12 protein-coding genes are annotated in these 14,435 nt (G+C 66.4%); 5 read left to right on the top strand and 7 right to left on the bottom strand.

Going from position 1 to position 14,435, the window contains the following annotated elements; translation table 11 throughout:
- Positions 1-97 precede the first annotated feature (97 nt).
- The 6 genes from nadC to purN all read right to left on the bottom strand — a co-directional run bounded on the left by nadC (position 98) and on the right by purN (position 7,143).
- Positions 98-982: a carboxylating nicotinate-nucleotide diphosphorylase gene (gene nadC, locus G3O00_RS02100; protein ID WP_206141892.1), complete on the bottom strand. Its 885-nt coding sequence runs from the start codon at positions 980-982 to the stop codon at positions 98-100.
- A complete protein-coding gene (gene nadA, locus G3O00_RS02095; RefSeq protein WP_174931639.1) occupies positions 979-2,115 on the bottom strand; it encodes a quinolinate synthase NadA in 1,137 nt (378 codons plus the stop codon). Before nadA ends, nadC begins: the two co-directional genes overlap by 4 nt.
- Positions 2,116-2,420: 305 nt before the next feature.
- Complete coding sequence (locus G3O00_RS02090) at positions 2,421-3,614, bottom strand: acyl-CoA desaturase (protein WP_011352955.1); 1,194 nt, start codon at positions 3,612-3,614, stop codon at positions 2,421-2,423.
- Between the two features lie 221 nt (positions 3,615-3,835).
- Positions 3,836-5,200, bottom strand: a complete 1,365-nt coding sequence (locus tag G3O00_RS02085; RefSeq protein ID WP_174931638.1) for a mechanosensitive ion channel domain-containing protein — start codon at positions 5,198-5,200, stop codon at positions 3,836-3,838.
- A gap of 18 nt (positions 5,201-5,218) precedes the next feature.
- On the bottom strand, positions 5,219-6,484 hold the full coding sequence (locus tag G3O00_RS02080; RefSeq protein WP_011352957.1) for an RsmB/NOP family class I SAM-dependent RNA methyltransferase: 1,266 nt from the start codon (positions 6,482-6,484) through the stop codon (positions 5,219-5,221).
- Entirely contained in the window at positions 6,481-7,143 is a 663-nt protein-coding gene (gene purN, locus G3O00_RS02075) for a phosphoribosylglycinamide formyltransferase (RefSeq protein ID WP_011352958.1), read from the bottom strand. Before purN ends, G3O00_RS02080 begins: the two co-directional genes overlap by 4 nt.
- Before the next feature lie 122 nt (positions 7,144-7,265).
- Here purN and G3O00_RS02070 point away from each other — a divergent pair, with 122 nt between their 5' ends.
- The 5 genes from G3O00_RS02070 to dut all read left to right on the top strand — a co-directional run bounded on the left by G3O00_RS02070 (position 7,266) and on the right by dut (position 13,483).
- Positions 7,266-8,258: a bifunctional riboflavin kinase/FAD synthetase gene (locus G3O00_RS02070; RefSeq protein WP_011352959.1), complete on the top strand. Its 993-nt coding sequence runs from the start codon at positions 7,266-7,268 to the stop codon at positions 8,256-8,258.
- Between the two features lie 104 nt (positions 8,259-8,362).
- Positions 8,363-11,200: an isoleucine--tRNA ligase gene (gene ileS / locus G3O00_RS02065; RefSeq protein WP_206141891.1), complete on the top strand. Its 2,838-nt coding sequence runs from the start codon at positions 8,363-8,365 to the stop codon at positions 11,198-11,200.
- Between the two features lie 2 nt (positions 11,201-11,202).
- Positions 11,203-11,703, top strand: a complete 501-nt coding sequence (lspA, locus tag G3O00_RS02060) for a signal peptidase II (RefSeq protein ID WP_069248662.1) — start codon at positions 11,203-11,205, stop codon at positions 11,701-11,703.
- Positions 11,704-11,770: 67 nt separating this feature from the next.
- Entirely contained in the window at positions 11,771-12,982 is a 1,212-nt protein-coding gene (coaBC, locus tag G3O00_RS02055) for a bifunctional phosphopantothenoylcysteine decarboxylase/phosphopantothenate--cysteine ligase CoaBC (RefSeq protein ID WP_174931636.1), read from the top strand.
- 54 nt (positions 12,983-13,036) lie between these two features.
- Positions 13,037-13,483 (top strand): dUTP diphosphatase, encoded by a 447-nt coding sequence (gene dut / locus G3O00_RS02050; protein WP_059531700.1) that lies wholly within the window; start codon positions 13,037-13,039, stop codon positions 13,481-13,483.
- A 52-nt stretch (positions 13,484-13,535) separates the two neighbouring features.
- Here dut and G3O00_RS02045 read toward each other — a convergent pair whose 3' ends face one another.
- Entirely contained in the window at positions 13,536-14,306 is a 771-nt protein-coding gene (locus G3O00_RS02045) for a hypothetical protein (protein WP_206141890.1), read from the bottom strand.
- Positions 14,307-14,435: the final 129 nt, after the last annotated feature.

Below are 14,435 nucleotides of genomic sequence, written 5' to 3'. Positions count from 1 at the left end.
CCGGCACGCCCTTCCTGGCTGCCGCCGCGGCCGCACATGAAAAAAGCCGTTGGCGTTTGCGCGCCAACGGCTTTTTTGTCTGATCGACGGTGTTCGGTCAGTCGACGATCCGCATCGAATAGTCCGTCGCGCGCACGTCCTTCGTCAGCGCGCCGATCGAGATGCGGTCGACACCCGTCTCCGCAAACGCACGCACCGTATCGAAATTGACGCCGCCCGACACTTCGAGCACGGCCTTGTCCGCAGCCACGCGCACCGCTTCACGCATCATGTCGAGCGTGAAGTTGTCGAGCAGCACCGACTGCGCGCGGTGCGCGAGCGCCGTATCGAGTTGCGCAAGCGTCTCGACTTCGACCTGTACGGGCACGCCCGACTCCAGCGCGAACGCCGCGTCGAGCGCCTCGCCCACACCGCCTGCCGCCGCGATGTGGTTTTCCTTGATCAGGATGCCGTCATACAGCGCGAGACGCTGGTTCTCGCCGCCGCCGACGCGCACCGCGTACTTCTGCGCGAGCCGCAGGCCCGGCAGCGTCTTGCGCGTATCGAGGATCTTCGCGCGTGTGCCTTCGACACGATCGACGTAACGGCGCGTTGCGGTCGCAACACCCGACAGCAGTTGCAGGAAATTCAGCCCGTTGCGCTCGGCCGTCAGCAGCGCGCGCGCCGGCCCTTCGAGTTCGCAGACGGTCGAGTCAGGCGTCATCCGGTCGCCTTCGCGATAGCGCCATTGCACGACGATCGCCGGATCGATCCGTGCAATCACGGCCTCGAACCACGGCACGCCGCACAGCACGGCTTCCTCGCGCACGATGATGCGAGCACGGCGACGCCCGCCGGCCGGTACGAGCCGCCCGGTCTGGTCGCCGGTGCCAACGTCTTCCGCGATTGCATCGGCCACGTTGCGTGCGATCGCGTCGTCGAATGCCGCGCCGTATTGCTCGCGGACGCTGCCGAACAGCGGGGATACTGCGGAGTTCGTCATGCAGCCCCCACGGTCGCAAACAGTTGCTGGTCACGCTGCAGATCGCCGCTCGCCTGCACGCGCTTCTTGTGCGCGGCTGCGAAATCGAGCATCCGGTCAATCGGCAGGCGTGCGCGCTCGCCGATCGCGGGATCGACGAAGATCTCGTTGTGACCGCGTTCGAGCACGTCAGCGAGGTTCGCGAGGCCGTTCATCGCCATCCACGGGCAGTGCGCGCAGCTCTTGCAGGTGGCGCTGTTGCCGGCCGTCGGCGCGGCAATGAAGGTCTTGCCGGGTGCCGCAAGCTGCATCTTGTGCAGGATGCCGAGATCGGTCGCGACGATGAAGTGCGTCGCGTCGAACTTGACCGCCGCATCGATCAACTGCGTGGTCGAGCCGACCACATCGGCCTGCGCGACGACGTTTTCCGGCGATTCGGGGTGGACGAGCACCTTCGCGTCCGGATACTCGGCGCGCAGCAGGTCGAGCTCGATGCCCTTGAATTCGTCGTGGACGAGACACGAGCCTTGCCACAGCAGCATGTCCGCGCCGGTTTTCTTCTGGATGTAGCTACCGAGATGGCGATCCGGTGCCCAGATGATCTTCTCGCCGCGCGCATGCAGGTCGGCCACGATCTCGAGGCCGATCGACGACGTGACCATCCAGTCCGCACGCGCCTTCACGGCAGCGCTGGTATTCGCGTAGACGACGACGGTACGATCCGGATGCGCATCGCAGAACGCCGAGAATTCGTCGACCGGGCAGCCGAGGTCGAGCGAGCAGGTCGCGTCGAGATCGGGCATCAGGATTCGTTTGTTCGGGCTCAGGATCTTCGCGGTTTCGCCCATGAAGCGCACGCCGGCGACGATCAGCGTCTGCGCGTCGTGGTCACGGCCGAAGCGGGCCATTTCGAGCGAATCGGCGACACAGCCGCCGGTTTCGTCGGCAAGCTCCTGCAATTCGGCATCGACGTAGTAGTGCGCGACCAACACGGCCTTTTCACGCACGAGCAGTGCCTTGATGCGCGCCTTCAGCGCGGCCCGCTCTTCGGCGGACGGTGCATCGGGCACCTTGGCCCAGGCCTGCCCCACGCCGCACACGGTCCCTGCTGCAACGGGCCGGTCGTACTCGACGGGTTTGATCGTCGATTGCATCTCCATATCTCCTGTCGACCAGCGTTAGCGCTTTAGCGCTTACGCTGGTCCCATGCTTCGCGGTCGATCCGAGTTAGCGCTTTAGCACTTACTTGGGTCCCATGCTTCGCGGTCGATCAGCGCCAGCGCTTTAGCGCCAACCCCGATCCCATCCCCTGATCTCGCCCCGGAGCAGGCACTTCCACGCTGCCCCAAGCCTCATACGAATCCAGCCCTGCCGATCACCCTTCGAAAACCGGCGAACCAAATAAAAAACCCCGCCAACGCGGGGTTTTTGACGTCCTTAGATTCTAATCGATTTCGAATCAGGCGTAGCGGCGCAGGCGCGTCGCGAATTCCTGCAGCGCCTTGATGCCGCTTTGTTCTGCGCGATGGCACCAATCCTGCAATTGCGCGAGAAGCTGTTCGCGCGATGCGGTCGAACGATCCCAGATCGCGGCGAGATCCTGGCGCAACTGGAAGTAGGTTTGCAGCTTCTGGCTGTTCGCGAAGATTTCCGGCAGCAGCTTCTTCTGCGGCTCGTCGAGGCCGTCGGCATCCTTGTGGAACCACTTGCGTGCGCCGCGCATCATCTGGTACTTCTCGCCGCCGATTTCCTTCAGGTGCGCGAGTTCCTGGCGATATGCACGCTTCACGGCCTTGCCGTAGCGCGCCATCACTTCGTAGCGGTTCGACAGCACGGCCTGCAGCGTTTCCTGGTCGAGCACCGTCTTCGGCTTGTTCAGGCGCGGTGTCGGCGCGACCTTCTTCACCTTCGCGAGACCGAATGCCGACATGATGCGGATGTACATCCAGCCGATGTCGAACTCGTACCACTTGTTCGACAGCTTCGCCGACGTCGCGAACGTGTGGTGGTTGTTGTGCAGCTCTTCGCCGCCGATCACGATGCCCCACGGGAACAGGTTCGTGCTCGCGTCGGTCGAGTTGAAGTTGCGATAGCCCCAGAAGTGACCGAAACCGTTGACGACGCCAGCCGCCCAGAACGGAATCCAGACCATCTGCACAGCCCACACGGTCAGGCCGATCACGCCGAACAGCGCGACGTCGATCACCATCATCAGGCTGATGCCGAGAATCGGGTACTTCGAATAGACATTGCGTTCGACCCAGTCGCTCGGCGTGCCATGGCCGAACTTGCGCATCGTCTCTTCGTTCTTCGCTTCCGCGCGATACAGCTCGGCGCCTTCGAGGAACACCTTCCAGATGCCGCGCGTCTGCGGGCTGTGCGGATCTTCCTCGGTCTCGCACTTCGCGTGGTGCTTGCGGTGAATCGCGGCCCACTGGCCGGTCAGCATGCCGGTCGTCATCCACAGCCAGAGGCGGAAGAAGTGGCTCGCGATCGGATGCAGCTCAAGCGCGCGGTGCGCCTGGCAGCGGTGCAGGTAGACCGTCACGCCGATGATCGTGACGTGCGTGACGGCGAGCGCGAACAGCGCGACCTGCCACCACGAAAAATGCAGGAGCCCGTGGGAAAGAAAATCGAGCAGGGAATTCAACAAGGCAGTTACCTGTGATGAGAGCGACGCCGGCCCGCGCCAAGCGTCAGAAAAATGAAAGCATACCGCGTGTAGACCAGAATTTTACTTCAACCGTTCCAAGTCTTTGTAAAAAATGAATATTTTCTTGCCCTGACGCAACAAACCCAGTCCATGGGCGGACTTGGAAAGGCCCGCGATCCGGTTCCGACCGCGGGGTCGATACGATTGGCGACCGGCGCGCGTCATGCAGCCGGTGCGTGCCCGTCCACGGCGCCGTTGCCGGCCGCCGCGCCCGCGGCGGGGAAGCCGTCGGGCAACCCGACGACGCGCACTTCGCGCTGCGGGAACGGAATCGAAATCCCGTGCTCGCTGAACAGGCGCCAGATGTTGCGATTCACGGTCGAACGCACGCCGGACGTGCCTTTCGCGGAATCCTCGATCCAGAAACCGAGCTCCAGGTCGATCCCGTCGGCCCCGAAACTCACCAGATACGGGGTCGGAGCAGGCTCCGCCAGCACACGCGGCACGCCCTTGGCTGCATCGGCGAGCAGCGTGAGCGCGTACTCGACATCGCTCGTGTATGCGACCTGCACCGCGACCTTCGCGTAGCCGCGTGTCAGGTACGACGACTGGTTCTGCACGACGTCGGTGATCAGCTTCTCGTTCGGGATCAGCGTCTCGTTGCCGTCGAGGCCGCGCACGACCGTATAGCGCGTGCGGATCTGCGTGACGACGCCCTGCAGCCCGCCGACGCTGATCGCGTCGCCGAGCCGCAGCGAGCGGTCGAGCAGGATGATGAAGCCCGACACGTAGTTGCTGGCGATCTTCTGCAGCCCGAAACCGAGGCCAACACCCACCGCGCCGCCGAACACGCCGAGCACCGTCACGTCGATGCCGACCAGCGACAGCCCGATCAGGATCGCCGCGAACACGAGCAGCGCGCGGCCGACCCGCGACAGCACGACCTTCAGGTTCGCGTCGAGCGTGGTCGCGCGCGTGAGGCGATCCTCGAGCACCGAGCCGAGCCACATCGCGACCATCAGCGTCACGCAGACCCACAACGCGCCGGAAATCACCGACAGCAGCGTGAGGTGCGCATTGGCGACACGGAACTGCACGCTGTCGAGCCAGCCGAGCACGTCACGCTGGATGCCGAGCACGGTCAGCACCATCGCGGCCCACACGACGGTCGACACGATCTTCTCGACGATCGACAGCCACGCATGCGTGTGGCCGTCGCGCGCAAACACGCGCCGCGCAAAGAAGAACAGCACGTAGATCAGCCCGATGCCGAACAGCGGCACGAGCGCGAGCGACAGCAGCGACGTCGACATGAACGGGTCGAACGCGAGCTGCGCGCCGCCCACGAACACGCTGCCGAACAGCGGGAACAACGCGCGCTTCAGGCTTTGCGCACCCGCGCCGGGCGCGCGTCCGGCCGCCCGGCGGCGCGCGTCGATCCGGCCGTGCACGAAGCGCGCAGCCACCCAGGCGAAGCACAGCGCACCGATGAGGATCGCCGCCTGCCAGATCATCACCGGCTGGTGGAAATCGCGGATGACCGACGCCAGCCGGTGCGACAGCAGACGGCTCTGCAGATTCTCCATCGTCCGTCCGGCCCGCCGTTACTGCGCAGCGCGCCGTTCGAGCACCGCGGCGAAGAAGCCGTCGGTCGCGTGGCGGTGCGGCCACAGCGACAGGTAGTCGCCCGTCTCGAGCTCGATGCGCTGGTCGTCCAGCACCTTCTGCGCCGGCACCAGCACGAACTCGGGATGGTCGGCCAGGAACTGCTCGACGATGCGTTCGTTCTCGGCGTCGAGCACGCTGCAGGTCGCGTAGACGAGCCGGCCGCCCTTCTTCACCAGGCGCGCGGCGCTCGCGAGAATCGACGCCTGCTTCGGCGTCAGCTCGTCGATCGCCGTACGCGTCTGGCGCCACTTCAGATCCGGGTTGCGGCGCAGCGTGCCGAGGCCACTGCACGGCGCATCGACCAGCACGCGGTCGATCTTGCCGGCGAGCCGCTTGATCTTCGCGTCGTGCTCGCTGTCGATCAGCACGGGATTCACGTTCGACAGCCCGCTGCGCGCAAGGCGCGGCTTCAGCTTCGCCAGGCGCTTCTCCGACACGTCGAACGCGTAGAGTCGCCCGGTCGAGCGCATCATCGCGCCCAGCGCGAGCGTCTTGCCGCCCGCGCCCGCGCAGAAATCGACGACCATCTCGCCGCGACGCGGCGCGACCAGCGAACACAGCAGCTGGCTGCCTTCGTCCTGCACCTCGATCGCACCTTCCTCGAACAGCCTCAGGCGCGTCAGCGCCGGCTTGCCGACCACGCGCACGCCGAACGGCGAAAACGGCGTCGCGCCCGCATCGATGCCTTCCGCGCGCAACCCGTCGATGACCTGATCACGGCTGGCCTTCTGCACATTGGCACGCAGGTCGAGCGGCGCCGGGTAGTTCAGCGCGGCCGCGAGTTGCGCGAGCTCGTCGGCGTCGAAACGGGCCGACAATGCCTGGTGGATCCAGTCGGGCAGGTTCGTACGGATGCGCACCGGCAGGCTCGCCGGGTCGATCTTCGACACGTGCTCGAGCCATGCGGACTCGGTGTCGGACAGGAACGGCTTCAGCGCATTGCGGCCAGCCGTCTGCATCAGGCCGAGCAGCGTGAGGCGCCGCGCAGGCGTGCCCGTGCCGCTCTCGGCGAGGTGCGAAAACTCCATCTTCCGGCGCAGCACCGCGAACACCGCCTCGGCGATCACGCCGCGCTCGGCATGCCCGAGCTTCGGGTGCGCGCGGAAGAACCGGCTCGTCGTTGCGTCGGCAGGGCCGGCGAACTTCAGCACCTCGGCCAACAAAGTCTCGGTCTGGCCGATCAGGAATCCGTGCAGTTTCATACGCCCTCACTCGTTTCGGTATGCGGTTGATCCGCGAAAATCCAGCGCGCCTCTTCCGGCGCCACCACTGCACGGCCGTTCTCGAGGCGCAGACGCCCCTCGATGAACCAGCGCACCGCGCGCGGATACAGCACATGCTCGACCGTCAGCACACGCTGCGCGAGCGCGGCCGCGTCGTCGCCCGCGCGCACGGGCACCGCGCCCTGCGCGACGATCGCGCCGCTGTCGAGCTCGGGAATGACGAAATGCACGCTTGCGCCATGCAGCGCGACACCCGCGTCGAGCGCCTGCTGGTGCGTGTGAATGCCCTTGAAGCTCGGCAGCAGCGACGGATGGATGTTCAGCAGCCGGCCTTCGTATCGTCTGACGAATGCGGGCGTGAGGATGCGCATGAAGCCGGCGAGGACCACGAGATCGGGGGCGAACCGGTCGATCTCGGCGGCGAGCGCCGCGTCGAAGCTGTCGCGGCCATCGAACGACCGGTGGTCGACCACCGCCGTCGCCACCCCGTGCGACGCGGCAAATGCCAACCCGGCCGCATCGGGCCGGTTGGCGATCACGGCGGCAATCTCGGCCGGCCAGCGTTCCTGCGCGCACGCGCGGACGATGGCCTCCATGTTGCTGCCGCGACCGGAAATCAGGATCACGAGTTTTTTCATCCGCGAATTTTACCATTCGCCCCCGCGTTTCCCCCCTTCTCGGCCGCCGGCCCGCCCGAACGTTTATAATCTTTTGCTTTGCGGCACCCCACCGCCCATTCCCCGACGCTGCATCCGCTATCGTGAAAGTCTTCCGCGGCCTGCCCAACGCCGAGAGCCGCGCCCCGTGCGCGCTGACGATCGGCAACTTCGACGGTGTCCATCGCGGCCACCAGGCCCTGCTCGCGCGCGTGCGCGCAGCAGCGGACGCGCGCGGCCTGCCCGTGTGCGTAATGACGTTCGAGCCGCACCCGCGCGAATTCTTCAATCCGGCCGGCGCGCCGCCGCGCATCGCGATGCTGCGCGACAAGCTCGAGGCGCTGCGCGATCACGGTGTCGACCGCGTGGTCGTCGAGCACTTCAACCACACGTTCGCGAGCCAGTCGCCGCAGGCGTTCGTCGAACGCACGCTGGTGAACGGGCTGCACACGCGCTGGATGATGGTCGGCGACGATTTCTGCTACGGCGCGAAACGCGCGGGCACCTTCGACACGCTGCAGGCGGCCGGCGCGCAGTACGGCTTCGAGGTCGAGCAGATGGGTACGGTGGCCGGCAGCGACGGCACGCGCATCTCGAGCTCGGGCGTGCGCGCCGCGCTCGCGGCGGGCGATCTCGATGCGGCCGCGCAAGCGCTCGGCCATGGCTATGCGATCAGCGGCCACGTCGCGCACGGGCTGAAGCTCGGCCGCGACCTCGGCTTCCCGACGCTGAACCTGCCGATCGCCCACAAGCGGCCGGCGCTCGCCGGCATCTTCGTCGTGCAAGTGCACGGCCTCGGCCCCGCCCCGTTGCCGGGCGTCGCGAGCCTCGGCCTGCGCCCGACCGTCGACGATTCGGGCCGCGTGCTGCTCGAAGTCCACCTGCTCGACTGGCACGGCGACGCATACGGCAAGCTCATCCGCGTCGAATTCCTGAAGAAGCTGCGCGACGAGGCGAAATTCGACGATCTCGAGGCGCTGTCGCGCGCGATCGCGCTGGACGTCGCGAATGCGCGTGCGTACTTCATCGAGCGCGACCGTGCGCCGGGCAGCCGCGCCACGGGCTTCTCGACGTCGGCCACCGACCGAATTAGCTGATCCGGACGGCGGCGCCCCGCGCCGCACCCTCGCGCCGCCCAGTCGCGCGCATTCCCGATTCACGACGCTCGCGCGTCCCCCGAGATTTAGATAGCGATCCCATCATGAGCAACAAGAAAGCCGATTCGAAACCGCAGGCCAAGTATCCGGTCAACCTGCTCGACACGCCGTTCCCGATGCGCGGCGACCTGCCCAAGCGCGAGCCGCAGTGGGTCAAGGAATGGGAAGAGCGCGGCCTCTACGAGAAGATCCGCGCGGCCAGCGCCGGCCGTCCGAAGTTCATCCTGCACGACGGCCCGCCGTATGCGAACGGTGACATCCACCTCGGCCACGCCGTCAACAAGATCCTGAAGGACATCGTCGTCAAGTCGCGCAACATGGCCGGCTTCGACGCACCGTACGTGCCGGGCTGGGACTGCCACGGGATGCCGATCGAAATCCAGATCGAGAAGCAGTTCGGCAAGTCGCTGCCGGCGGCCGAAGTGATGAGCAAGGCGCGCGCGTACGCGACCGAGCAGATCGAGAAGCAGAAGGTCGGCTTCAAGCGCCTGGGCGTGCTCGGCGACTGGGCCAACCCGTACAAGACGATGAACTTCGTCAACGAGGCGGAAGAGCTCCGCGCGCTCGGCAAGATCATCGAAAAGGGCTACGTGTATCGCGGGCTGAAGCCGGTGAACTGGTGCTTCGACTGCGGCTCGGCACTCGCGGAAGCGGAAGTCGAGTACAAGGACCGCACCGACCCGACGATCGACGTGATGTTCGCGTTCGCGGAACCGGAAAAGACTGCACAGGCGTTCGGCCTGCCGGCCCTGCCGCGCGCCGAAGGCGGCATCGTGATCTGGACCACCACGCCGTGGACGATCCCCGCGAACCAGGCGCTGAACCTCCATCCGGAAATCGTCTACGCGCTGGTCGACACCGAGCGCGGGCTGCTGATCATCGCGGAAGAGCGCGTCGAAGCCTGCATGACCGACTTCAAGCTGACCGGCCGCGTCGTCGCAACCGCGCCGGGCGTGAAGCTCGCGGGCCTGCGCTTCCACCACCCGCTCGCGTCGGCTCACCCCGGCTACAAGCGCACCGCGCCCGTCTACCTCGGCGACTACGTGACGACCGACACGGGTACCGGCGTCGTGCACTCGTCGCCCGCGTACGGTATCGAGGACTTCGTGTCCTGCAAGGCGCACGGGATGACCGACTCGGACTTCATCAACCCGGTGATGGGTGATGGCCGCTATATCGAATCGCTGCCGCTGTTCGGCGGCCTGTCGATCTGGGACGCGAACCCGAAGATCGTCGAGGCGCTGAACGCAGCCGGCTCGCTGCTGCGCAGCGAGAAGTACACGCACAGCTACATGCACTGCTGGCGCCACAAGACCCCGATCATCTACCGCGCGACGTCGCAGTGGTTCGCGGGCATGGACGTCACGCCGCGCGACGGCGGCAAGACGCTGCGCGAAACGGCGCTCGAAGGCGTCGACGCGACCGCGTTCTACCCGTCGTGGGGCAAGCAGCGCCTGTTCAGCATGATCGCGAACCGTCCCGACTGGACGCTGTCGCGCCAGCGCCAGTGGGGCGTGCCGATGGCGTTCTTCGTGCACAAGGAAACCGGCGAGCTGCATCCGCGCACGCTCGAGCTGCTCGAGGAAGTCGCGAAGCGCGTCGAGCAATCGGGCATCGAAGCGTGGCAGACGCTCGACCCGCGCGAGCTGATCGGCGACGACGCGAACCTGTACGAAAAAAACCGCGACACGCTCGACGTGTGGTTCGATTCGGGCACGACGCACTGGCACGTGCTGCGCGGCTCGCACAAGGATCAGCTGCAGTTCCCGGCCGACCTCTACCTCGAAGGCTCGGACCAGCACCGCGGCTGGTTCCACTCGTCGCTGCTCACGGCGTCGATGATCGACGGCCGCGCACCGTACAAGGGCCTGCTCACGCACGGCTTCACGGTCGACGGCGAAGGCCGCAAGATGAGCAAGTCGCTCGGCAACGGCATCGACCCGCATGAAGTCGCGAACCGCCTCGGCGCGGAAATCATCCGCCTGTGGATCGCGTCGACCGACTATTCGGGCGAGCTCGCGATCTCCGAGGAAATCCTGAAGCGCGTGACCGAAGGCTATCGCCGCATCCGCAACACGCTGCGCTTCCTGCTCGCGAACCTGTCGGACTTCGATTTCGCGCAGCACGCGGTGCCGGTCGACGAATGGCTCGAGATCGACCGTTATGCGGTCGCGTTCTCGCAGCAACTGCAGACGGAACTGCTCGGCCACTACGAGAAGTACGAATTCCACCCGGTCGTCGCGAAGCTGCAGACGTACTGCTCGGAAGATCTCGGCGGCTTCTACCTCGACGTGCTGAAGGATCGCCTGTACACGAGCGCGGCCGATTCGCGCGCCCGCCGCTCCGCACAGACGGCGCTGTACCACCTGACGCACGGCCTGCTGCGCGTGCTCGCGCCGTTCCTGTCGTTCACGGCGGAAGAAGCGTGGAAGGTGTTCCAGCCGGCCAGCGACACGATCTACACGGAAACCTACTACGCGTATCCGGAAGTCGCCGGCTCCGCCGCGCTGATCGAGAAGTGGGCGCTGCTGCGCGATGTGCGCGGCAACGTGACGAAGGCGCTCGAGGAAGCACGCACCGCGAACCGCATCGGTTCGTCGCTGCAGGCCGAAGTCGCGGTGCACGCGAGCGGCGCACGCTACGACGCGCTCACGAGCCTCGGCGACGATCTCAAGTTCGTGCTGATCACGTCGGCTGCGACGGTCGTCAAGGTCGACGACGAAGCGCAGGAAAGCGTCGACGTGGCCGCGTCGAAGTACCAGAAGTGCGAGCGCTGCTGGCACTACCGTGAAGATGTCGGCGCGCACGCCGATCATCCGACGCTGTGCGGCCGCTGCTTCTCCAACCTGTTCGAAAACGGCGAAATCCGGAGCGCTGCTTAAATATGGCGAAAACCCTGTCGAAACCGGCCAGCGGTGCGCTTGCGCCCTGGCTCGGCATTTCGCTGATCGTGATCCTGTTCGACCAGCTGTCGAAGATCGCGATCCTGAAAACGTTCGCGTACGGCGCGCAGCATGAGCTGACGTCGTTCTTCAACCTCGTGCTGGTGTACAACCGCGGCGCCGCGTTCGGCTTCCTGTCGACCGCGGGCGGCTGGCAGCGTTGGGCGTTCACCGCGCTCGGCATCGCCGCGACGCTCGTGATCTGCTTCCTGCTGAAGCGTCACGGCCAGCAGCGGCTGTTCAGCCTGTCGCTCGCCATGATCCTCGGCGGCGCACTCGGCAACGTGATCGACCGGCTCGTCTACGGCCACGTGATCGACTTCCTCGATTTCCATCTCGGCGCCTGGCACTTCCCGGCGTTCAACCTCGCCGATTCCGCGATCACGGTCGGTGCGGTGCTGCTGATCTACGACGAACTGCGTCGCGTGCGCGGCTCGCGCTAAGCGCGCATACTCGGCGTCGACGGCCGGCTTCGCGCCGGCCGTTCCGTTTGACCCTTGGAGGCCTGAGTTGGCACACGCAGAACTCGCAGGAAAACACCTCGTTCTCGGCCTGACGGGCGGCATCGCCTGCTACAAGATCGCCGAACTCACCCGGCTGCTCGTGAAGGCCGGCGCGACCGTACAGGTCGCGATGACCGAAGCCGCTACCCAGTTCATCACGCCCGTCACGATGCAGGCGCTGTCGGGCCGGCCCGTCTACACGAGCCAGTGGGACGCGCGCGTCGACAACAACATGGCGCACATCGACCTGTCGCGCGAAGCCGATGCAATCGTGATCGCGCCCGCGTCGACGGACTTCCTCGCGAAGCTCGCGCACGGATTCGCGGACGACCTGCTGTCGACGCTGTGCGTCGCGCGCGATTGCCCGCTGCTCGTCGTTCCCGCCATGAACCGCCAGATGTGGCAGAACCCGGCCACGCAGCGCAACGCCGCGCAGCTGCGCGCGGACGGCGTGTCGGTGCTCGGCCCGGATTCGGGCGCGCAGGCCTGCGGCGAAGTCGGCGACGGCCGCATGCTCGAACCCGAGGCGATCTATGAAGCGATCGTCGCGCACTTCGCGCCGAAGGTGCTCGCGCACCGGCGCGTGCTGATCACGGCCGGGCCGACGTTCGAACCGCTCGACCCGGTGCGCGGCCTCACGAACCGCTCGAGCGGCAAGATGGGCTTCGCGCTCGCGCGTGCCGCACAGCAAGCCGGCGCCGACGTGCATCTCGTCGCGGGGCCGGTGGCGCTCGACACGCCGTGGGGCGTCTACCGACAGGACGTGCAGACGGCCCAGCAGATGTACGACGCGGTCATGCATGCCGTCGCCGATGCCGATATCTTCGTCGCGGTCGCTGCGGTCGCCGACTGGCGCGCCGCCCAGCCGGCCGAGCACAAGATGAAGAAGACGGCCGACCACAAGGTGCCCGCGCTCGCGTTCGTCGAGAATCCCGACATCCTCGCGTCGGTCGCGGCGCTGCCCGATCCGCCGTTCTGCGTCGGGTTCGCGGCCGAAAGCGGCGACCTCGACGTGCACGGCGACGAGAAGCGCAAGCGCAAGAACGTGCCGCTGCTCGTCGGCAACCTCGGCCCGCTGACGTTCGGCCGCGACGACAACGAAGTCGTGCTGTTCGAGGCCGCCGGCCTCACGCGCCTGCCGCGTGCGCCGAAGGACGAACTCGCGCACACGCTCGTCGCGGAAATCGCGAAGCGCCTGCCCGACAACCGCCTGATCTGATCTCCCGCGCGGCAGCGTTGCTGCCGCGCCCTTCCCGCCCCATCCGACGACCGCATGAAACTCGACCTGAAGATTCTCGACGCGCGCATGCGCGACTACCTGCCCGCCTATGCAACCACCGGCAGCGCGGGCCTCGACCTGCGTGCGTGCCTCGATGCACCGGTCACGCTGCAGCCGGGCGAAACGACGCTCGTGCCGACCGGCCTCGCGATCCACCTCGCCGACCCCGGCTACGCGGCGCTGATCCTGCCGCGCTCGGGCCTCGGCCACAAGCACGGCATCGTGCTCGGCAACCTCGTCGGCCTGATCGATTCCGACTACCAGGGCCAGTTGATGATCTCGACGTGGAACCGCGGCCAGACCGAGTTCGTGCTGAATCCGTTCGAGCGGCTCGCCCAGCTCGTGATCGTGCCGGTCGTCCAGGCGCAGTTCAACATCGTCGACGACTTCGCGGAAAGCGATCGTGGCGAAGGCGGCTTCGGCAGCACCGGCCGTCACTGAACGGCGCAACAAAAAAAGGGGCCTCGCGGCCCCTTTTTCTTTTCCTGCGCCGTCATTCCTCGACGGCTTGCGCGATCCGCGCGGGTGTCAGGTCGCGCTGCCGCGATTGAGCCACGATCGCGTAGATCACCATCGCGACCAGCACGCCGAGCAGCACGGCCGACGAACCAATCGTGCCGAGCGCGAGGCCGCCCTTCGCAACCGGCTTCGTCAGCAGGTCGCCGACCGTCGCGCCGAACGGACGCGTGAGCACGAAAGCGGCCCAGAACAGCAGCACGCCCGAGATCCGCGTGAAATAGTGCGCCAGCACGATCACCGCGAGCAGCCCGCCGATCAGCAACGCGCCGCCGCCGAAGCCGAGCCCGGAGCTGTCCGCGAGGAAGTCGCCGAGCGCGGTACCGAGCGTGTTCGAGAACAGGATCGCGATCCAGTACAGCAGCTCGACCTTGCGCGTACGGATCAGGTCGACCGACAGCGATTCGCCGCTGAGGCGCCACACGGCGAAGATCGCCAGCAGGATCGCGATGAGGATCGACGAGCCGGCCGCATAGCCGAGGCCGAGCGTGCGGTCCATGAAGTCGGACATCGTCGTGCCGGCCGTGCTCGTCGCGACGATCACGGCCCAGTAGATCGCCGGGCGATAGCGTGTCGTCCTGAGCTGCGCACCCAGCGTCACGAGAAAGAAGCCGAACAGCAGGATGGAGCTCACCGCGTAGCCGACGTTCAGCGTCATCGACAGCAGGTCGCCGCCGGTTTCGCCGAGCGTCGTCGCGCAGATCTTCATGATCCAGAATGCGAGCGTGATTTCGGGAAGTTTGTTCATTCGAACCCCTTTTGCAGGAAAGCGGCAGGCCGGCGCGTGCCGGCCCGCCTTGCAGACAGGATCGAATGTAGTCGCCGCTGGCTTAACGGAACCTTAGCGAACGGGGAAGCGGCGTAGGCGGGGCAGGCC

Source organism: Burkholderia sp. Ac-20384 (genome assembly GCF_017104605.1).
GTDB lineage: Bacteria > Pseudomonadota > Gammaproteobacteria > Burkholderiales > Burkholderiaceae > Burkholderia > Burkholderia lata.
This window is presented reverse-complemented; position numbering and strand designations above follow the sequence as displayed.

Excerpts from the sequence above, each read along its gene's own strand:
- purN (WP_011352958.1), bottom strand. The coding sequence starts at position 7,143 with ATGAAAAAACTCGTGATCCTGATTTCCGGTCGCGGCAGCAACATGGAG.
- lspA (WP_069248662.1), top strand. The coding sequence starts at position 11,203 with ATGGCGAAAACCCTGTCGAAACCGGCCAGCGGTGCGCTTGCGCCCTGG.
- ileS (WP_206141891.1), top strand. The coding sequence starts at position 8,363 with ATGAGCAACAAGAAAGCCGATTCGAAACCGCAGGCCAAGTATCCGGTC.
- dut (WP_059531700.1), top strand. The coding sequence starts at position 13,037 with ATGAAACTCGACCTGAAGATTCTCGACGCGCGCATGCGCGACTACCTG.
- G3O00_RS02085 (WP_174931638.1), bottom strand. The coding sequence starts at position 5,200 with ATGGAGAATCTGCAGAGCCGTCTGCTGTCGCACCGGCTGGCGTCGGTC.
- nadA (WP_174931639.1), bottom strand. The coding sequence starts at position 2,115 with ATGCAATCGACGATCAAACCCGTCGAGTACGACCGGCCCGTTGCAGCA.
- G3O00_RS02080 (WP_011352957.1), bottom strand. The coding sequence starts at position 6,484 with ATGAAACTGCACGGATTCCTGATCGGCCAGACCGAGACTTTGTTGGCC.
- nadC (WP_206141892.1), bottom strand. The coding sequence starts at position 982 with ATGACGAACTCCGCAGTATCCCCGCTGTTCGGCAGCGTCCGCGAGCAA.
- G3O00_RS02045 (WP_206141890.1), bottom strand. The coding sequence starts at position 14,306 with ATGAACAAACTTCCCGAAATCACGCTCGCATTCTGGATCATGAAGATC.